Origin of the sequence: Desulfosporosinus acididurans, from assembly GCF_001029285.1 — a bacterium.
Classification (GTDB): domain Bacteria; phylum Bacillota; class Desulfitobacteriia; order Desulfitobacteriales; family Desulfitobacteriaceae; genus Desulfosporosinus; species Desulfosporosinus acididurans.
Genome location: NZ_LDZY01000003.1, coordinates 68,993 through 89,897 on the forward strand (window position 1 = coordinate 68,993; position 20,905 = coordinate 89,897).

Sequence of the window (20,905 nt, forward strand, 5' to 3'; positions counted from 1 at the left end):
TACCTCAACTTCCATCTAATATGCTCAGCAGGACGAAGCTATCTGAATCTTCCCGGCATTAATTATCCGAGATACCGATTCCAGTGTGACGACTCTACAAAAAACCTCAACTAATTTAGGGTCTAATTGTGATCCGGCAACTCTCTTCAGCTCTTCAATGGCTTCCTCATGAGTCTTACCTTTACGGTAACTCCGATCTGACGTAATCGCATCATAGGTATCGGCTACAGCAATAATCCGAGACTCTAGGGGAATATCTTCTCCTTGAATCCCATCGGGATAGCCTTTGCCGTCATAACGCTCATGATGATGACGAACTACTTGTCCGATATCGAACATAAATTTTATGCTTTTGATAATGGTTTCCCCAATAACCGGATGACTGCGAATGGATTCCCATTCCGAATCCAACAATTTGCCTTCTTTATTCAAGATTATTTCGCTAACCCCTATCTTTCCGACGTCATGCAATACAGCTGCATATTTAAGAAACTCCGTCTTATCTTCGTTCATTTCAATTTCTTCTGCTATGACGACGGCAAGTTTCCCAACTCTTGCCGAATGCCCGCTAGTATATTTATCCTTGGCCTCAAGAGCCTGGACAAGAGCTTCTACAGTATTAAGGTAATTTTCGCGCATATCCATATAGAGTTGAAAAGAATGGCGGCAAACTAAGAGAGGAATAAAAAGCAAAAAAAGTCCTAAGGCTCCATAATTATAAAAAATTAAGGCCATTAAATAGCCCACTGGCACAAGAGCCATGAAGTTTGGCAAAGCCCAACGCATATTACTTATCCATATTGACCAAGGAGACTTTCTTTGAAGAAAGCCCAGAGCTAAAGTTACTATAGAAATATTAGTAATCATGTAAGCAAAAGCTACCAATATATAACCTACTAAAGAAGAAATTTTTGTATGAAAACTTTCTATTCCTGTCAGCTTTAAAACACATACAGCTGCTGCTTGCGATAATAAATATTGAGAACCGTTAAATACACGTTTAAATAGAGGCGTATCTTTGGACGCATTTCCTAAGGGAAAAAGGCCTCCTACAGCTGCAACAATAAGAGCTCCACAGGAAGGAAAAAGGATCACTGCTGTAAAGAAAACTGAATAACTAACTGTAACAAATCCACCTCTTGGAAGAGCAACTGGAAGAGATTCGCTGGCAATTGCTAAGATGCTAAAAATTAGAATGTCAATAAACTGATTATTATTCCAAACCGAATTTTTTGCGGAAATAATCAATATTAAAACGGCTAATATAGTAACTAAAATAAAAAGGCCTTTAAATCTTTTGGATAATGAATGCATCTTCAATACCTCTAAAGAATTATTTGGCCGACTCTTTCACAATCAGATTCTGAAGCTAGCGCCGCCGGCAAGAACGAGTGTTACGAGAACAGTAATAGCTTTTAATAATTTGCTCATTGCGGTAAACCTCCTTGATTTTTTTCAAAGGTATAGTTTAACCGCTCCGCTCTTTTTCCGTTCCGCTGTTTTTTCCGCTTCGCTCAAGGGAATCAAACAGAATTCAAAATCTAATTGTTAATAAGTCGGCCAAAATTAGCAAGTTTAATCGTTTATGAGAAATTTAAGCTTTCTGTTGACTGCATCTAGAGTCGCCTTAACCACTGCTTCTCGGTCATCACTCCGGACCAAAGCACATCCGGTCAAGGACTGCTCTCCCATAGGGGCTATTAAGGTTATAGATACTAAAGCAACCTCTTGTTTAGCCAGTCGCATGATACCTACATCTTCAGTTACAAATATAAATTCTTTTAACGCAATGGATGCAATGGCCTTAAGGGTGGCATCGACGAAGAGGCGAAGTTTGTTATAGGCGGAAGATGGCCCTTCAGCAATTCCTTCAATCAGCTTGTCTCCAGACAATAGCTCGACTTTAACTTCAGCCATACCATTGACGGTTCTGAGGGTAACGCCGACCAATTTTGGCCGGGTTGACTCAACAACAGCGAGTACGTTGTTTTCCTCATCATCCCCGATTTGCGCCACACTGATCTTTTTATGATCGATCTCCAAACCAAACTGTGCAGCCATCACTGATTCAACATCTCGGACTACCTGTTTAGGAGGTCTTCCTGAATTAGCCAGAACATGAACTTCTTCGATTTCCCCTTGATTATTGAGATTAATACGAGCAGCGATCACCGATTTAATTTGCATAATAGCCTGCTCCCAGTCTTGGCTAGAAAAAGTCACTTCTGACATGAAAACTCTCCTCGATCCTTTAAAATAAAGTTTAAAGTTCCTATCCAAAGTTATTTTCGACGTGAAAATTCTTTTTCCTCCCATGTAACTGACAATTTTGACAAAAGTTTCATCCGGAATTTGCGATCATTAAATTCACATCCCGGTTTTCTAAAATCTTCATGGCTTTAAAATCCTATAGTAATCCATATAACAACAATAGTTTACCTAAAGCAAAAAAAGTGTGACGATGCACACTCATACTTATCCACAGGTCCAAAATATATACTTTCCTATACAACAATAAAGAGTTGCAGCAAACCGGTTCTCCGGTTCACTGCAACTCTTTTCTGCACCATTTAATTATCCCAGGAAGATCTTCAGATCATCCTCAACATTAGTGATACCTGCAATACCAAAGTTTTCAACGAGAACTTTAGCAACATTCGGGGATAAGAAGGCCGGGAGCGTGGGGCCTAAGTGAATGTTTTTTACACCCAGATAAAGGAGAGCCAGTAAAACGATAACCGCTTTTTGCTCATACCAGGCGATGTTGTAGGAAATAGGAAGCTGGTTCACATCGTCAAGTCCAAAGACTTCTTTGAGTTTCAGGGCTATTACTGCTAAGGAGTAGGAATCGTTGCATTGGCCCGCATCAAGAACTCTGGGAATGCCGCCGATATCTCCTAAGTTTAATTTATTGTATTTATATTTTGCACATCCTGCGGTCAGAATCACAGTGTCTTTCGGCAAAGCCTCGGCGAAGTTGGCGTAATAGTCGCGACTCTTCATGCGGCCATCGCAGCCGGCCATGACGAAGAAGCGTTTAATGGCACCTGATTTTACTGCTTCAACAACTTTATCCGCCAGGGCCAGGACTTGATTGTGAGCGAAACCTCCGATTATTTCCCCTGTTTCAATCTCAGTGGGGGACGGGCATTGCTTAGCGTGTGCAATAAGAGCAGAGAAATCTTTGCTTTGGCCGTCAGCACGGTCAGAGATGTGCTTAATTCCTTCAAAGCCCACAGCTCCCGTTGTATAGAGGCGGTCTTTGTAGGAATCCTTGGGAGGAATCAGGCAGTTCGTGGTTAGTAAAATCGGTCCATTGAAGGATTCGAATTCTTTATCTTGTTTGTACCAAGCATTTCCATAGTTGCCTACGAAATTGTCGTATTTCTTAAAGGCCGGATAGTAATGGGCCGGGAGCATTTCACCGTGAGTATAAACGTCAACACCTGTACCCTGGGTTTGAATCAGTAATTCTTCAAGATCTTTTAGATCGTGTCCACTGACCAGGATGGCCGGATTGTTTCTGACCCCGATATTTACTTTAGTCAGTTCAGGATTGCCATAGGTTGTGGTATTAGCCTTGTCCAGAAGAGCCATAACCTCAACGCCATATTTTCCTGCTTCCAAGTTCAAGGCGACGAGAGCATCTGCTGCTAAGGTATCATCTAACGTAGCTGCTAAGGCCTTTTCAATGAAGGCAAAAATTCCATCTTCTTTATAAGCCAAGGTATAAGCGTGTTCCGCATAGGCCGCCATGCCCTTTAGGCCGTAGGTGAGTAACTGTCTCAAAGAACGTACATCTTCATTTTCTGTCGTTAAAATTCCGACGAGAGCTGCCTTCTGATCAAATTCTCCAGCAGAACCTGTCCATGTTGCAGCGTCATTCAAGTCTGCAGATATGGTGCCGCCCGCTTTAATAATGGCTTGCTTGAGTTCATCGCGAAGTTTTAGCCCTTCTTCAATTCTTGCAACGAATCGGCTTCTGTCAAAGTTAGCATTGGTGATCGTAGTAAAGAGGCTTTCCATGATGAATTTATCAATCTCCGGTCTGACAATACCCATTTCTCGTGCTTGAAGGGCAAAGATAGAAATTCCTTTTAAGGTATAGATGAGAAGATCTTGCAAATTAGCAACATTTTCTGTCTTCCCGCAAACTCCCTTAATGGTGCAGCCGGTTCCTTTCGCTGTTTCCTGACATTGATAGCAAAACATACTCATTCGTGTATCCCCCTAAATTTTATTTAAAGTTTTGTCTTAACTCAACCTGACAATAGTTAGTTTAAAGCAAATTAGGGGAAAACACTGTGACCAAGACAAGTCTTTTGGTGTGATAAAAGTCACACCCAGGGAACTTGTTCAGCTCAAGCTGAACATCGGGGTTTCAGATACAATAATGTCCAATGGACATTATTGCCGAGCCGCCTTTCCCAATAAGAATACTTAGCGGCGAAGGAGGACTCTACCCCACCTGAAGTTAACGAAGGACCAAGGGGATGTGTAGAAACTTAGGGTTAAAAATTAAAAGTGAATTCAGATAGCGAAAGGCGATCTCGCTTCACTGGTATTGTGGAGTAAGATCGCCTTAAATTGAATGATTAACAAGGAGAAGCGGGGATAAACTGAATCACTGTTAATCCTTATCGAGGTATTGTAAGTAATTCTGCCCTTTATCAATCTTCATACTTTTAGGAACTCTCAATAAAACTTCACTCCAACCGAAACTTGAGCTTAAACCATTTTGCAAGTTCACCGCATTTTTTCCTTCAAATTGGCTCTGAGTAAAATTCGACTTGAATAATTTAAGTGTTAACGTTTGTTGAACAGGTTCTATTACCAATAATCCATCCTGAAAGATAACTTTGGGCGGCTGAAGCAGCTTTGTATAATCCGTCTCTCCAACATAAAAAGGAGTACTATAGGTCGAAACATCGATTTTGCCGTCATCCGCCTCTTTCTGCTCAACATAAATTTGAAAGTGTCCCGGGTTCGGGGCAAACCCAAGTTTTACTGCCCTTTGATCTATTTTAAATGTTTGGCGGCTGTTTAAATACAGCCCGGGCTGGCTCTCAAAGTCCTTCTGGGTTCTAATAGAATAAGAGGTAGTCCATACATTTCCTTTTTGTATGCCCCCCCCTGTATGGCTTCTCTCCATCAATCCAAAACCATGATTGGGCAATACTGCTGCAATCACAACGGATAAGATCAGGCCAAGGAGGTAAACGCCTGCTATAATCGCACTTTTGCGCCAGCTCATAAAGGTCACAACTATAGTTCCAAGTTTCCTTGCCAGCATAATTACAACAACCAAGATGGCAACAGCTATGGGAAGACCAATAATACTCATTTCCTCACCTCCATGCGATTGGAAAGCAAACAACTGAGGGAAAACACGATTAGAGACGAAAGAATAATTCTTATGGCAAATAGTAACGGCGATGTTTCGGAGGCAAAGAAATCAAAGGATAACTTTAACATTTGCGGATTTACTTTTTCCAGTCCGAAGAGAGCCGCGGGGTATAATACTACAAAGAGCACATGGATCTGAATTAAGATTCCTAACAGATAACCCATGGAAGCAATCAGGGTCATATAAAGACCTGTCGTAATAATCCCTAACAAAATGTCTGAAAAAACCGGGTAGAAACCATTTACCCCTATCTGGGAGCGGTCAAAGGCAAAATACATTATGATTTTAAGCACAAAGCCCATTAAAGATGACGATATGCTGCCGAAGATTATTGTTGTCAGCAATAGTCCTATATTGGACAAATGACTTGATAAACGGTTCGTAACAAGAGTAAAATCCATAGTTTTAGAATTAATTGATGTCAATCTTAAAGACATAAAGAAAATCCAAATAAATGTAAAACTAATTATTATATCTGCGGAGAAATATTTGACATTGACCCTCAATGTTTCAGAAACACTGGACATACTCTGAATTCCGCTGAGGGAAAATAATAAGGCCAAAACTTGGATAAAGATCAGAGAGTAGACCCCGGACGAATTGGCCTTTAATTTATAGACATACTGGCGAGAAGCGATAGACAATAAATTATTGTTTAAAGACATGATCAATCCCCCCTTTGGCATTGCCTGTTAAGTAGATGCACAAGTCTTCCAGAGACACCGGCAGAAGTTCAAGATCCTCATGTTTAAGGAATTGTTGAGAGGTCAATCCTTGATTTTTTATCACTGCATACAAACTCCCCTGGGCGAACTCCTCAGTATGTAGAATTTCCTGCCCCTTCAACCGTTCTAAAACCGTTTGCTTTGGTCCCTTAAGACCAAGAGCATATTCCTTAAGCTCAAGGACCGATTGGTGAAGGCATTTTGTCCCGTCCCTGAGAAGAAGAATATCTTCTAAAATATCCTCCACTTCACTCAGCAAGTGACTAGAAAGGATTATAGTACGAGGATATTCCAAATAGTCCTTAAGCAACGCCCTATAGAAGTCTTTTCGTACAGCAGAGTCCATCCCGCTTGTCGGTTCATCAAAGATGGTCAGCGGGCAACGGGCAGCTAGACCGATGATCATGTTAAATGTACTTTGATTGCCTTTGGATAAGCTGCCATGCCGCTGCTTTGGATTGAAGGAAAAATAGTCAAATAATCCGTGGGCAAGTTTGGCGTTCCAATTTTGATAGTAGTGAGCAACTTCGGTTAAGATATCATCGAGACTAAAGGCAGTGGGAAAAGCCATATGATTGTCGATGAAGATGATATTGGCAGAGACCTGAAGACTGTCAAAGGGATTGTGAGAAAATACGTTGATCTCTCCCCGGCTGGGCTTCAAATACCCGGCTATGAGCTTCAGCAGCGTTGTTTTTCCCGCACCATTTCTGCCTATTAGGCCGGTAAGTTTATTTTCTTCGATTTGGAAGGTCAGATTGTCTAAGGCTAAAGTTTTGCCATAGGATTTGGTAAGATTCTCCCCCTGAATAACTGTCATTCTTTATCCTCCTCAATCTCATTGAAAACCTGGTGTATTAAATCCATTAATTCGGTCTCTTTAACATCCAGATGCTTCGCTTCAAGAACAATTTCGTTAATCAGCTGTTTCAAAACCTGACTTCTGCGTTTATGAAGAATAAACTGTTTGGCATTCGGCGCTACAAACAAACCCAAGCCCCGCTTCTTATAAGCAATAGTTTCATCGACGAGAATATTGAGCCCTTTGGCTGCGGTAGCAGGATTAATATTAAACATTTCTGCCAGTTGGTATTGCGAGTAAATACGCTCCCCTTCTTTAAGGTTAGCCCGCAAAATTTCCGTTTCCAGCCATTCAGATATTTGAATGTAGATAGGTTTCATACTGTCGGAATTCAGGATCACATTCTCACTTCCCAAATTAGAGATGTTAGGGACATGTAGTACATTACTGATGTAATGCAGTATATAGTGTTTGGTGTTATTTTTCAACGTAAAATTGATTCATTAATGTCGAAAAACCATAAAGAATATAACTGGAAGGATATTCCATATTTGCAGAGAAAGCCTACTAGGGAATTCGTTCACCTAAAGCTGAACATCGGAGCTTCGGTGACGAAAGTGTCCTGTGGGCACTTTCGCCGAAAGCGCCTAGCCCATAACAAATACTATCGCGCTGAAGGATGGACTCTGTCCCCACCGAAGCAAGGTATGGGAACCACTCCCACTTGTAGAGGCAGGAGTCTTACGATTGATTGAATACTGTATGAAACATTATAGGATGTGAAAAAATGAAATTGATAATAATCTTATTATTAATCGGCAGCGGTCTTTCTATTGCTGACAGGCTGTTTTCAATTGAAGGCTGATAGCCCTCGATTCGTCTATCAAGGTAATCTTTAACATCGGCTCCACAAATCGATAAGCTCCACGCCCTGTTTTTTCGATGATTACCTTGTCAATGAGCAGATCGACGGCCCTCTTAATGTCGTTGGGATTCCCGCTCATCCCAGAGTAAATAAGGAGCCCCTTCGCTAAACTAATCAAAACTCGGCGAGAATTGCCTAAACTCCCTAACTCATCCAGAAGCTCATCAGAGACCGGAGATAATGACAGCAGCGCCCCTTCAAAACCAAGCCTGACAAAATCCAAGCTTAAGGTCTTTACCCCAGCTTCGAGCAAGGAATAATATATTTCTGAACATAAAAGCATGGTATCTTGAGGATGTCCTTTGCTTAACGTTAGGATCTCTGAAATTACGCGGTCATTAAGCATAATATTTTGCGCTTGGAATTTACGAGTTATATAATCCACCAGGCCTCTGAAGGAATCGAAGGAATAGGTAAAATTGTTGCAAAACGATAAAAGGCTTGTCTCTTATCGCCAAAAATGGTATTCATCATGCCTTCTTTAGACCCGAGGAAAAGATAAGCGACATTTTGGTGTGCTTGGAAGTAAGAGCGCATGACCTTGAGTGCATCTTCACCGGCAATCCGAATAACCTCTTGAAATTCATCGAAGACCAGGATCATATGTTTCTTATTCATCACTCTTGCTTTCGCTCGGTAAACCAATGAAAAAAAGTACTCGAAAAGGCGTTAAAACGTCTTTTCGAGCTAATTTGTTTTACTTTATTTTCTAAAAGCGATTTTGAATAACCCTGCTATTTTCCCAATCGTCAAAAGCCAGAGCAGTTGTTAAAAGACTTTAAACGAATCGGCATCTGATTCCAGCTTATCCTCATATCCCATTTGGCTTATTACCATTTCATAATAAGCCCCTTTGCTTCTCATAAGTTCATCATGAGTTCCGCTCTCCAATATTTTTCCGCTGCCGATAACCATTATTTTGTCAGCATCGCGAATGGTTGAAAGTCGATGAGCAATTAAAAAGCTCGTCCGATTTTTCATGAGAGTCAACAGTGCATGCTGAATTTCTTTTTCGGTCTTGGTATCAACACTGCTTGTAGCCTCATCAAGAATTAAAATCGGAGCGTCGCATAGTATGGCCCGGGCGATAGCCAGTAATTGGCGCTGTCCTTGACTAAGGTTATCTGTACTGCCGGTTACGATCGTATCATAGCCTTTGGGCAAACGGGTTATAAATTCGTCGCCATGAGCCAGCTTAGCGGCCTCTTTGACTTCCTCATCTGAGGCAGAAGGTCTTGAATAACGGATATTATCGTAGATCGTACCTGTAAAGAGACAAGTATCTTGTAATACGACTGAGAAACAGCTTCTTAAGTTTTTTCTGGCAATTTCCGTAATATCCCTGTTGTCAATGAGAATTTTCCCTTGGTCCAGCTCATAAAAACGAGTTAATAAATTGACAATCGTCGTTTTTCCAGCACCTGTTTCACCGACTAAAGCAACAACTTCACCAGGGCTGACTTTAAAGTTGATATCCGTTAACACCGGTTTGCCGGGATTATAGAAAAACGTGACATTACGAAATTCGACCGCTCCTTGAGGGTCAGTTAGTTCTTTTATATCCGCTCGGTCAGGGACTTCTTCTTTTTCGTCCATGATTTCAAAGACTCTTTCCGCACCGGCCAAGGCCGATTGGATGTTATTAAACATTCCGGCAATATTATTTAAAGGCTGACCGAATTGTTTGGAGTAGGTCAGAAAACTTACGACCACCCCAACAGTTATGACTCCTTTAACTGACAATATTCCACCTGTACAGGCAATGATAGCAAAGCTCAGGTTATTAATAACATTCATAAACGGCATCATAAAACCAGCCCAGATTTGAGCCTTTGTCGAATAATCACAAAGCTCCTGATTGGTATTCCCAAAATCCGTCAGAACATTTTGCTGCTGGTTAAAGGCTTTGACCATCTTCAAACCGTTAATGCTCTCTTCAATTACACCGTTTAACGCACCCAGCTTTTGCTGCTGCCCTAAAAAATAGCCTCGGCTGCGTCTGGTAATTGTTTTGGTTAACAAGAAAAACAGTGGTATGGATATCATGGCAACGAGCGTCAAAATGGGGCTTAGGACGAGCATCATAATAAAGGAACCTGCAATAGTAAAAACGCTCGCGATAAGCTGAGTCGTCGTCTGGGAAATAGTGCTGCTGATATTATCAACATCATTAGTAACCCTGCTCATAGTGTCCCCGTGTGATCTCGTGTCATAAAAATCCAGGGGGATGTTCTGCAGCTTAGCAAAAAACTCGGTTCGAATGTGTTTGACAAGTTTTTGGGTAACCTTGGCCATCAGAATGCCATTGGATGTATCAAGAAGCCAGCCGGCAAGGTAACATGCCACCAGAATCAGGATATAGTCTGCCAATAATGATTTATCGACAGTATTGGTTTGGGGATGGAAGGTATTGATTGCCATGCCTAAAAAAAGCGGGGTAAATAAGGCGACTGTGGCGGAAGTGACTGTTAAAGCGATTGACAGAAAGAAGGACCTTCGCCATAACATAAAGATCCCCAGCAGTCTTTGCAGCGTTGCTTTTGTGTTTTTCGGCTTTTCTGTGGGAGCAAATCGTCTTGGCCCTCCGCCGCCAATCCTGCCCAAGTTAGGCATATTTTCAAAGCTTTTATTGTTACTCTTAGCCATGCGTAATCCCTTTCAAGTCGCCGCCTATTTGCGAGTCAAAAATTCCCTGATAGGTTTTACAGGACTGCAGGAGTTCTTGATGACTGCCAAAGCCAACGTTCAATCCATTGTCAAGTACAAGAATTTTATCGGCAAACATTGCGGTTCCTATCCTTTGCGTTATCATGATTACTGTTCTGCGGTTCTCGGCTTGATTGATTGCCCTTCTGACCTTCGCTTCAGTAACGGCATCAAGGGCACTCGTGCAGTCATCCAGAATCAGAACAGGCGCTTTTTTTACCAAGGCCCTGGCAATAGAAATGCGCTGCTTTTGGCCGCCTGAAAGATTTACTCCGCCCTGACCTAAACTGCTGTCGTATTGAGCAGACATATTTTGAATAAATCCGTCCGCCTGGGCAGCGTGGGCTGCCTGAGTAATTTCCTCTTTAGAGGCTTGGGGATTTCCCCAAGCTATATTTTCGAAAACAGTTCCAGAGAAAAGCATGCTCTTTTGCGGTGCCAGGGCAATATTTTCTCTCAAGCTATCGCTGTTAAGGGTTTTAATATCCCTTCCATTAAAATAAATAGCACCTTCCAGGACGTCATAAAAATGTAGGAAAAGCCAGACAAGGGTGGATTTCCCTGAGCCCGTAGGCCCAATAATTGCCAGGGTTTCTCCTGAATTAATCTTAAAGGAGAGATTTTTGATCGTCGGCAGACCGCTGCCGCTGGGATAGGCAAAGGTTACGTTTTTAAACTCAAGCTCTCCTGAATGATGATCAGATGTTTGACCGGAACCTTTAAAATCCTCCTCGCTGTTCAGCACCTCATTGATTCGTTCTGTAGAGGCTTTCGTCCTGACAAAGACATTGAAAATGTTCGTGATCATGATCAGAGAGGCTAAGATCTGTGTCATATAGCTAATGAAGGCGGCTATTTTTCCGACTTCGATATCCCCATGCCCATAGAGTATGCTTCCAATATATAAAATCAGAGCAATCCCCAGATTAATACTTAGAGACATAAGGGGGGAAAAATAGGCAATAACAATCTGGGAGGACAACGTTTTAGCAGCCAGATCAGAATTGGCGCTGTCGAACTTATCCTCCTCATCCGCATACCGTCCAAAGGCTTTAACGAGTCTTACACCCATCAAATATTCCTGAACCACTGAATTTACTTTATCAATGGCATATTGGACCTTAGAAAAACGGACATAGCTCAGTTTCATACTGATAACGATAAAAAAGGCCACAATCATCACGACGAGAAATAGGATTAAGCTCATCTGGCGGCTTAACATAACAGCCAGAATGATGCTTCCTAAGCAAGTAATTGGCGCTTTAAAAAAGATCCTCATTAAGCCGTTGATAAATTGGGTTACTTGGGAGATGTCATTGGTCATGCGAGTGATCAGCGAACCGCTTTCAATCTTATCGGAACTTACTTCAGAAAACTTGATAATCTTAGCAAAGACATCATAGCGCAGATCCGCTCCAAAGCTTTGAGACACCTTACTTGCCAGGACGCTCCTCGTGCCCGCAAAAAAGGCCCCGATTGCTGTGATCAATAACATCAGCAGCCCAAATTTAATTACGGTTGCCATTTGGCTGTTTTTCACGCCCTCATCAATGATGCGGGCCATGATTGTCGGCTGCATCAAATCACAGAGGGCCTCAAAAAATACACAGCTTACCGCTGTGAAGAATAACAATTTGTATTTTTTAAAATAAGGCTTGTAGATACCCATATTTTCCTGATTTCCTATCTTTTCTAATGTCAAAACTGCTCTGAAATGATAGTCTCCACTGGAGACGATCATTTCAGAGCCTATACCAAAAGGAATACTTCGCGGCAAAGGAGGACTCTGACCCAACAAGCAACGTATGATGGGACCCACTTCCACTGCTAAAATCGGAAATCTTATAATTGGATAAATTACTTTTTAGTTGAGTAAGTTGAATTGGTTGTCTTAGTTTTCTTAGTCGTGGTAGTCGTGGTAGTCGTCGTGTTATCTTTAGAGATTTTTACTTTCTCACCGTCATTTAAGAAAATTTGACCTTCGGTGATTACATTTTCACCTGGTTTTAAGCCACTGACAATCTCGGAGATTTTATCGTTAGAAATCCCAACTTGTACAGGAATCTTATCTACAGTGTTATTTACAACAGCATAAACATAAGAAACCCCGTCCTCTACAGATATTGCCCCGTTAGGTACCGTCACGATATTATCCTTTTCTTGCGCCGGGAGAACCACTGTAGCATACATTCCTGCTTTTAATTCATTATTAGTATTATCTAAATTAACATCAATAACATAGGAATTTGTTTTGTCGGCAGCAGGACTGATAATGTTGATCGTCCCATTGACGGTTTTATTATTCAATGCGCTAATTTTAACCGGTACTGTTTGGCCTTTTTTGAGATTGATGACCGTGGTATCCGGGACATTAACCTCAGCGACGACAGTTTTAGTGTTGATCACCGTAAAAGCTTGAGTCGCACTCGATGCAATCTCTCCTATATCTATATTACGACTTGAAACAGTCCCAGTAATCGGTGAAGTAATCGTTGTGTTTTGAACCTGAACCTGTGCATAGTTTACGGCTGACTGCGCCTGCTTTACTTGGGCTGCCGCAGCTTCTACAGACTGTGGTCCTGATTGTTCCTTGAGTAAATTCAGGTTTGAGTTGGCAGAATTCAGAGCGACAGTTGCCTCATCGAGAGTCTTTTTATCATTCTCCAGACTTTGTTGCGATAATGCTCCGGCATTATACAGCGTTTTGTCCTTATTATAAGTATCTTGAGCATTGTTATAAGTTATTTGAGCATTTTGTTGAGCTTCCTCCGCAGTAAGCAATTGTTGCTGATAAGCTGATCCTTGTGTTTTATCATAATTGACTTGGCTTCCTTCCAGATTTGCCTGCTGCTGCTGGAGCTGAGCCTGTAAATCACTTGAGTCAAGAGTAAACAACACCTGACCTTGTGTAACCTCATCTCCTACATCAGCTTGCACCGTCGCAACCTTTCCGGCAATTTTCGGAGAAATCGTTATATCCTGAAATGGTTTTAATTCGCTGGAATATTCGACATTCGTCGTAATTGAGCCTGAAGCTGCCTGTACAACACTAACGTTAACTGCACTCTGCTGTTTGGGAGCCGCCGTCCCGCAGGCGGTTAAAATGAACGACATACCAATACTCAAAACTGAAATCGCCATACGCTTTTTATCATATCTCATCACTCTTAAGCCTCCGTATGTTTTAAAATCTTTCGTCTCTTGCGAGGACGGTTTTTTATATCATCCATAACGGTATAAACTACGGGCAAGATAATAGGTGTGAATATCGTTGAGGCGATCATGCCCCCGATAATGACCAGGGCCATCCCAACTTTCATCTCGCTGCCCTGACCGAACGTAAATACAGCAGGCAGCATTCCTACAATCATCGTCAATGATGTCATAATGATCGGTCTCAGTCGAGTTGTTCCCGATTCAATCAAGGCCTCTCTCAAGGATTTGCCTCTCTTCATTAGGGTATTGGTATAGTCAATAAGCAAAGTCCCATTTTTAGACGCCAAACCGTCAAGCATAATGAGCCCTATCATTGTTGTCAAGTTCAGGGTGTTTCTCGTAATCGCCAGCATGACAAAGGCTCCAATAATTGCACAAGGCAAGGAAAGCATTCTAATCAAGGGGGTCAGGAACGATTCGTAGAGTATGACAAGAATCATGTAGACAAGTACGATTGATCCCGCCATAGCTTCGCCAAGGCTTCCAAAAGAGTCTGACATGCTTTTTTGATTTCCGCCAAATTTTATACTATATCCATACGGCAGGGAGATTGTGCTCAATTTGCTTTGAATTTCTGCATTAGCAGTTCCTAAAGCTACATTTTGCTGCAAATTAGCCGTAATATTAATAACCTCTAACCTATCCTGCCTGGAGATGGTTTTCTGACTATCTGCTAAGACAATAGAGGCAACCTGATTCAAAGCGATTTGCTGTCCTGCGGCATTCATTATCTTAATAGAACCGATGTCATCCGGGGTTTTTATCTGGTTGTCTTCAAAACTTACGACGATATCGTGGGAGGTGCCGTCGCTGTCCGTGTATTCTCCCACCGTTGATCCAGCGATACTTGTTCTTAGAATAGATGCAACATCGGAAGGAGATACGCCGTATTGATTACAGGCCAGACGGTTAACATTGACCTTAATTTCATTTTCATTTTGTCTTACAGAGTTGTTAACATCAACAATACCCGGTATTGATTTAACTAAGTCTTCAACTTTATAAGAGATGGATTTCAAAACAGTGTTATCGCTGCCTTCCAGATTTATCTGTATACCACCTCCGCCGCCTCGGCCGCCGCCGCCGAAGCCAAATCCCCCTGAACCCATGGATGCTTGGGAGACCATTACGCTGGCACCCGTTAGTTTTTTACTCCACCCTCGAATTTCATCACCCACTTGGGCTTGGCTCTTCTTGCGCTGACTTTTATCCACAAGTCCCACAACGAAATTAGCCGTAGATTTATCACTGCCGCCTATCCTGGAAAACACGCTTGTAACTTCCGGCAACGTGTGTAAGTATTTTTCCACAACAATTGCTTTGCTTTCAGTTTGCTCTAGGCTGGCCCCGGGATTAAGCAAAAGATTTACGGACAACTGATTATTGTCGGTCTGAGGAATAAACTCTGTCTTGATGGCTCCCAAAGGCAGTAAGGCAATACTCGCAATAACTCCGATGGCAAAGACCGCGATGATTTTCATCCTGTGATTCATTGACCACAACAGAGTCTTTTCATATTGCTCTGTAGCTTTTTCGAAGGGATGTAACTCTTTGGCCTTTTGGAATAAGCTTGAACGCTCCATGACCTTGAGAAGGTATTTTCTTAACTTACTATTTCCCTTAGAATCAAAGGGATTAACTTCGTCACGTAAGATTCTTGAAGAGAGCATAGGGGTTACGGTAAAGGAAATAAAGAGAGAAAATAAGGCTGCAAAAGCCACAGTAAGACCGAATTCCCTAAACAGTGCCCCTGATGTTCCTGACACAAAGGCTACCGGTGTAAAAACAACAACATCGCAGAGAGTTATAGCTACAGCAGCCATCCCAATTTCTTGCCGCCCATCCAGAGCGGCCTGCGCTGGACTTTTACCCATTTGCCGATGCCGAATAATATTCTCCAGAACGACAATGGAGTCATCAACCAAAATGCCGATGCAAAGTGACAAAGCCAAAAGCGACATCATATTGAGAGTGAAATGGCATACGTACATGGCAAAGAAGGTTGAGACTAAGGACGTTGGAATGGCGATCAAGACAATGAGTGATGAACGCCAGTTACGCAGAAATAGGAATAACACCAGGGCAGTAGTGATGATACCTTCGATAATATTTTCCTTAATATCGTCGACTGAAGCCTTGATAGAGGTTGTGGTATCGTAGGCAATGCCCAGATCAACTCCTTTAGGAAGAGTTTTTCTGATATTGACAAGTTCTTTTTTAACGCCATCAACTGTCTCCACCACATTAGCATCACTCTGTTTTTGAATGCTTATGGCTATAGCATTTTTGCCGTTTAATTTAATTGAGGTATCATTTGTCGGGTAATCAAAATTAACCTGAGCAATATCACCCAAACGAACACTGCCGGAGTTACTGGTTGGAACCATGATATTTTTGACATCATCAATATTTTGGAATTCTCCGATCATGTCCACCGTTAAGTCGCTTTGACCCTGAACAATATCCCCTGCCGGAGTATTCACATTTTCGGAACCAATTAAGGCCATTAATGTTTTTAGGTTAATTCCATAATATTCAACAGCTGATTTATCCAGTTTTACTTGCAGCTGCTTAGCGTTAGCTCCCAGAAGTGATACTTGGCCTATGTTAGGGAGATTCTGAAGGCCCTGCTGGACGTTATAAGCCACATTATAAATTTCGTCATAAGAGGTTGACCCGGAAACTGTTAGCATCAGGACAGCAGAAGCATTAGGGTCGATCTTTTGGATGATCGGTTTATCCGCATCTGTCGGCAATTGCCTCTCGGCTCTGTCCACTGCTTTTTCCACATCCATAAGGGCAGAGTTAATATCTGTATCCTGGGTAAAGGTTATAACTGTTGTGCCTGCGCCCTGCCTTGCCGTCGATGAGATGGTATCAATTCCGCTTATCCCGGAAACGGCATTCTCTAGCGGCATTACAATTTCTTTATTAATTTCATCAGAACCTGCGCCTGCATAGCTGACTGAAACTGTAATAACAGGTATATTCATAGAGGGCAGCATGTCTACACCCATACTATTGTAGCCAATAATTCCCAGGCCCAAGAGTAAAACTACAAGAATAATAATTGTTGCAGGCCTTTTTATCGATAGTTCAGTAATACCCACCAAATTAACCTCCAAACTTGACATTGTCGTTCATAACTGCAAATTAAAATCTTCACTTAGTTTTGTGAAACGGATTGCTCTCGATTATTCGCCTTTATTGTCCATCTCCTTTAAGATTTTTTCCAGGAACCGTTGCTCTAGCTGATAATGAGACAGAAGATATTCTTTTACCATCAGTCTCTTCGTAGGATATAACTCTTTTGTTTTTGCGAACTTCTCATTAAAATGGTTCACAAAATCATTTAGATTTATTAAGCGTTCTTGAATGGTTTGCTTGAAAATTTCCGAATCCATTAAATTGCGACAAGACAAACCGACGCTTAAATCAAAGTAGTAGCGTTCACTGTGTTTCAAAATTTTTTCAGTTGCATTTTCAAAGGCTTTATTGCCGTTTTCCGTTATGTAGTAGCGTTTCCGTTGGGGCATGTTCCCCTCTTTTTCAATTTTGTATGCGAGAAGGCCCTTATTGCATAACCTATCTAAGGCCTGATAGATTGTCGTACCCCCAATTTTGACCCATGTTCTTATTTCCCGATCTTCAATCATCTTTTCTATTTCATAAGCATAGGACGGTTTAGTCTTGACGAATTTTAATAACATAAGTTCTTTATTTGATAACATAGATTTCACCCATCCTCATTTAAGTACTACTTGCAATAGTAGTATTATTAGTAGTACCAGTCAAGAAGAAATCGCCTCCATTTCACTTCCAAATTATGTAGATTAAGTTCTCTTCTGTATCATCAGCTTATAACATGCCCTTTTTATAGGATAAACGAATTCTGTTAGGATTTAATGAAAAAGATCTTTAGAAAGTGTTAAACCTTATTATGGGAGGTGAATTTGTGAATTGGGAAAACTAATGAGGACCTCCGCGTCCGGAGGTCCTTGCGCAATGCCCCAATAGAGATAACCATAAAATATTGGGACAAAATTATTGGATTATGAATGTGTCTTAATTAAGAGGCTTTTGCTAGTATAACCCGTTTACTCGTTTTTATTTGCTCCAAATGAATTGGCAATAGCAATTTGCTGATTAATGAAAGTTGTTTTACAGCAGACATTTTAGCACTGTTAATATTTCATTTCTTACTACAATTGACTGTAAGTTTTCTTTTCAATCAAATAAATGGCAAGCAACAAAATGGCCAGGAGAAACTTCTTTTAATTTTGGTTCGTTGAGTTTACACTGTTCCAGTTTTTTAAAGCAGCGCGAACAAAAACGACAGCCTGCAGGCGGATTGATGGGGCTGGGTACGTCCCCTTCTAAAATGATGCGTTCCATTTTCTTCTCAGGATTTATGACGGGAATAGCAGAAAGCAGGGCTTGGGTATAGGGATGCAAAGGATTGGCATAAAGTTCTTTCTTCGGGGCAACTTCTACCAGTTTGCCCAAATACATGACGCCTACACGGTCACTAATATGTTTAACAACATTCAAGCCGTGGGCAATAAAGAGATAGGTCAGACCAAACTCTTCCTTTAAATCTCCTAACAGATTCAAGACCTGAGCCTGAATGGACACGTCCAAAGCGGATACCGGTTCGTCACAGACAATGATCTTCGGTTCTACCGCCAAGGCACGGGCAATTCCGACACGCTGACGCTGCCCGCCGGAGAATTCGTGCGGGTAACGGTTACGCTGGTGTCGAGCCAGCCCTACACAGTTTAAAAGATAGATTACACGCTCTTCCACCTGATTTCTCGGCAGCAGGCCATTGATCAGAATCGGCTCGGCAATGATATCACCTACTGTCATTTTTGGATTCAGTGAAGCGTAGGGGTCCTGAAAGATCATCTGGATATCCTTACAGTATGCACGGCGCTGTTCTTCATTAAGAACTGTCAAATCCTTACCTTCAAAAAATAATTTGCCGCTGGTCGGCCGGTAAAGATTTACTAAAATTTTGCCGAGAGTCGTTTTTCCGCAGCCGGATTCACCTACTAAGCCAAAGGCCTCACCTTGATTGATGCTAAAGGACACGCCGTCAACAGCTTTTAAGACCGAGACAGGCTTACCAAAGAAATTGGTATCGATTACAAAATGTTTCGCAAGGTCCTGGATATCCATCAACACTTCACTCATTGTTTAGCCGATCCCCCTTCCTTTGCATCATGTAAAAAGCACCGGACCTTATGGCCGTCAATGTCCTGCAATTGGGGCATTTCTTGAGTACATCGTTCCATACTCTGCTCACAGCGATCAGAAAAGGGACAACCTTTAGGCATATTCAAAGGGTTAGGGACCATCCCTTTGATCATATATAAGCGTTCGTCGCTGTCATTATCGATTTGCGGGATGGACTTCAGCAAGCCAATCGTATAGGGATGCATCGGATTATTGAATAAGGTTCTGACATCTGCCTCTTCCATGATTTTACCGCAGTACATAACAATAACACGGTCAGCGGCTTCAGAAACCACGCCTAAATCATGAGTAATAAGCATTACTGCCATATGGAACTTTTCTCTCATGCGATAAAGCAATTCCAAAATCTGAGCCTGAATGGTCACATCAAGAGCTGTCGTAGGCTCATCGGCAATCAATAGTTCGGGGTTGCAGGCCAGAGCCATAGCTGTCATTACCCTTTGGCGCATACCGCCGCTCATTTGATGGGGGTAATCGTTGGCCCGCTGGGCCGCTGATGGTATTCCAACCGTTTCTAAAATTTCAATCGTCCGTGCTAAGGCATCCTTTTTCGAAAGTTTCATATGAAGCATAATGCTTTCCATGATCTGGTCCTTGATACGCCAAACAGGATTAAGCGATGTCATCGGTTCTTGGAATATCATGGAGATCTGATTACCGCGAAGTTTTTGCAATTCTTTTTTGCTCAAGGTACTTAAATCCTGAGATTTATAAAAAATCTGCCCCCCGGTAACCTTGCCCGGTTTTTGCAAAAGGCCCATGATGGAAAGAGACGTGACGCTTTTACCCGAGCCGGACTCACCGACAATAGCCAGAATCTCACCCTTATCTATCGTAAAGCTGATATCATCGACAGCCTTGACTATACCGCGCTTCAGCTTAAATTCCGTTGTCAAATTTTTTACTTCCAGCAACATCCTGTTCACCACCTTATTTTATTCTGGATTTGGGATCAAGGGCATCCCGCAGCCCGTCACCTAACAGGTTAAAGGCCAACACAGTAATCGTGATGGCAATACCGGGAAAGATGAGTGTATAAGGCGCCGAGAAAATGAAGCCCCTGGCCCGGCCAAGCATATCGCCCCACTCAGCAAAGGGCGGCTGTACTCCCAGACCCAGAAAACCCAGGGCTGCTGTATCCAACACTGCAGTAGAAACGCCCAAAGTAGCCCTAACAACAATTACGGAAATGACATTAGGCAGAATATGTTTATAGATAATACGGCTCGTTTTGTTGCCCATAATTTTGGCCGCATGAACATAATCATTTTCTTTAACCGAAAGAATACTGCCGCGTACGATACGGGCATACTCAGGAATAGATACCAGTCCAATGGCAATAATCGCTTTATCCAAGCCCTTGCCTAAGGCTGCCATAAAGGCGATAGCCAATAGGATCGACGGTATGGCCAGCATCATATCCATAAGCCTCATAATCACTGTATCCGTTTTACCGCCGCGATAACCAGCAATAGCACCAAAGATAACTCCAATGGTTAAGGAAATAGCTACCGCTGTAACACCTACGAACAAGGAGATTTTGGTTCCGTCAAGAATTCTGCTGAACATATCCCTGCCTAGTTGATCTGTACCAAACCAGTGCTGGGCATTAGGTTTAATAAAACTTTTCGTCATATCGGCATAATTAGGGTCATAGGGTAATATCTGTTTGCCCATGAGCTCACTTAGCCAAACTGTCAGAGCAATAATTGCTAAAATTCCAATGATAAACAGGCCGGCAACTGCGGCTTTGTTCTGTCTGAGTGTTTCCCACATTGCTTTAAGCTGCGATTCCGGTTTTTCCACGTATTCTGCAGCCTGTAGATTTTCATCGGGATTTGAAGAATATTTTGGTTCCATACAAG

The 20,905-nt window shown here is 42.0% G+C and carries 17 protein-coding genes; all 17 read right to left on the reverse strand.

Annotation, left to right across the window (positions count from 1 at the left end):
- Positions 1 to 24: 24 nt before the first annotated feature.
- The 17 genes from DEAC_RS04215 to DEAC_RS04295 all read right to left on the reverse strand — a co-directional run bounded on the left by DEAC_RS04215 (position 25) and on the right by DEAC_RS04295 (position 20,900).
- Positions 25 to 1,314, reverse strand: coding sequence for an HD-GYP domain-containing protein (locus DEAC_RS04215; protein ID WP_047808799.1), 1,290 nt, complete (start codon positions 1,312 to 1,314; stop codon positions 25 to 27).
- A gap of 261 nt (positions 1,315 to 1,575) precedes the next feature.
- Positions 1,576 to 2,232 carry a hypothetical protein gene (locus DEAC_RS04225; RefSeq protein ID WP_047808801.1) on the reverse strand — a complete coding sequence of 219 codons (657 nt, stop codon included), beginning with the start codon at positions 2,230 to 2,232 and terminating at the stop codon, positions 1,576 to 1,578.
- A 342-nt stretch (positions 2,233 to 2,574) separates the two neighbouring features.
- Complete coding sequence (hcp, locus tag DEAC_RS04230; protein WP_047808802.1) at positions 2,575 to 4,218, reverse strand: hydroxylamine reductase; 1,644 nt, start codon at positions 4,216 to 4,218, stop codon at positions 2,575 to 2,577.
- Between the two features lie 412 nt (positions 4,219 to 4,630).
- Positions 4,631 to 5,344: a hypothetical protein gene (locus DEAC_RS04235; protein WP_047808803.1), complete on the reverse strand. Its 714-nt coding sequence runs from the start codon at positions 5,342 to 5,344 to the stop codon at positions 4,631 to 4,633.
- Positions 5,341 to 6,072, reverse strand: coding sequence for a hypothetical protein (locus DEAC_RS04240; protein ID WP_047808804.1), 732 nt, complete (start codon positions 6,070 to 6,072; stop codon positions 5,341 to 5,343). The genes DEAC_RS04235 and DEAC_RS04240 overlap by 4 nt, the downstream gene beginning before the upstream one ends.
- A complete protein-coding gene (locus tag DEAC_RS04245) occupies positions 6,056 to 6,952 on the reverse strand; it encodes an ABC transporter ATP-binding protein (RefSeq protein WP_047808805.1) in 897 nt (298 codons plus the stop codon). Before DEAC_RS04245 ends, DEAC_RS04240 begins: the two co-directional genes overlap by 17 nt.
- Positions 6,949 to 7,314, reverse strand: a complete 366-nt coding sequence (locus tag DEAC_RS04250) for a GntR family transcriptional regulator (protein ID WP_047809049.1) — start codon at positions 7,312 to 7,314, stop codon at positions 6,949 to 6,951. The genes DEAC_RS04245 and DEAC_RS04250 overlap by 4 nt, the downstream gene beginning before the upstream one ends.
- Positions 7,315 to 7,764: 450 nt before the next feature.
- Complete coding sequence (locus DEAC_RS04255) at positions 7,765 to 8,244, reverse strand: hypothetical protein (protein WP_053006275.1); 480 nt, start codon at positions 8,242 to 8,244, stop codon at positions 7,765 to 7,767.
- On the reverse strand, positions 8,232 to 8,477 hold the full coding sequence (locus DEAC_RS22055) for an ATP-binding protein (protein WP_053006276.1): 246 nt from the start codon (positions 8,475 to 8,477) through the stop codon (positions 8,232 to 8,234). Before DEAC_RS22055 ends, DEAC_RS04255 begins: the two co-directional genes overlap by 13 nt.
- A 150-nt stretch (positions 8,478 to 8,627) precedes the next feature.
- The gene (locus DEAC_RS04260; RefSeq protein ID WP_047808806.1) at positions 8,628 to 10,505 is read right to left on the reverse strand and encodes an ABC transporter ATP-binding protein; all 1,878 of its coding nucleotides are present in this window, start codon (positions 10,503 to 10,505) and stop codon (positions 8,628 to 8,630) included.
- A complete protein-coding gene (locus DEAC_RS04265) occupies positions 10,498 to 12,234 on the reverse strand; it encodes an ABC transporter ATP-binding protein (RefSeq protein WP_047809050.1) in 1,737 nt (578 codons plus the stop codon). The genes DEAC_RS04260 and DEAC_RS04265 overlap by 8 nt, the downstream gene beginning before the upstream one ends.
- A 188-nt stretch (positions 12,235 to 12,422) precedes the next feature.
- Positions 12,423 to 13,727, reverse strand: coding sequence for an efflux RND transporter periplasmic adaptor subunit (locus DEAC_RS04270; protein WP_047809051.1), 1,305 nt, complete (start codon positions 13,725 to 13,727; stop codon positions 12,423 to 12,425).
- A gap of 5 nt (positions 13,728 to 13,732) precedes the next feature.
- Positions 13,733 to 16,891, reverse strand: a complete 3,159-nt coding sequence (locus tag DEAC_RS04275) for an efflux RND transporter permease subunit (RefSeq protein ID WP_047808807.1) — start codon at positions 16,889 to 16,891, stop codon at positions 13,733 to 13,735.
- Positions 16,892 to 16,975: 84 nt separating this feature from the next.
- Positions 16,976 to 17,512, reverse strand: a complete 537-nt coding sequence (locus DEAC_RS04280) for a PadR family transcriptional regulator (protein WP_047808808.1) — start codon at positions 17,510 to 17,512, stop codon at positions 16,976 to 16,978.
- 496 nt (positions 17,513 to 18,008) lie between these two features.
- A complete protein-coding gene (locus tag DEAC_RS04285; protein WP_047808809.1) occupies positions 18,009 to 18,977 on the reverse strand; it encodes an ABC transporter ATP-binding protein in 969 nt (322 codons plus the stop codon).
- Entirely contained in the window at positions 18,974 to 19,957 is a 984-nt protein-coding gene (locus tag DEAC_RS04290) for an ABC transporter ATP-binding protein (RefSeq protein WP_047808810.1), read from the reverse strand. Before DEAC_RS04290 ends, DEAC_RS04285 begins: the two co-directional genes overlap by 4 nt.
- A gap of 13 nt (positions 19,958 to 19,970) precedes the next feature.
- On the reverse strand, positions 19,971 to 20,900 hold the full coding sequence (locus DEAC_RS04295; protein WP_047808811.1) for an ABC transporter permease: 930 nt from the start codon (positions 20,898 to 20,900) through the stop codon (positions 19,971 to 19,973).
- Positions 20,901 to 20,905: the final 5 nt, after the last annotated feature.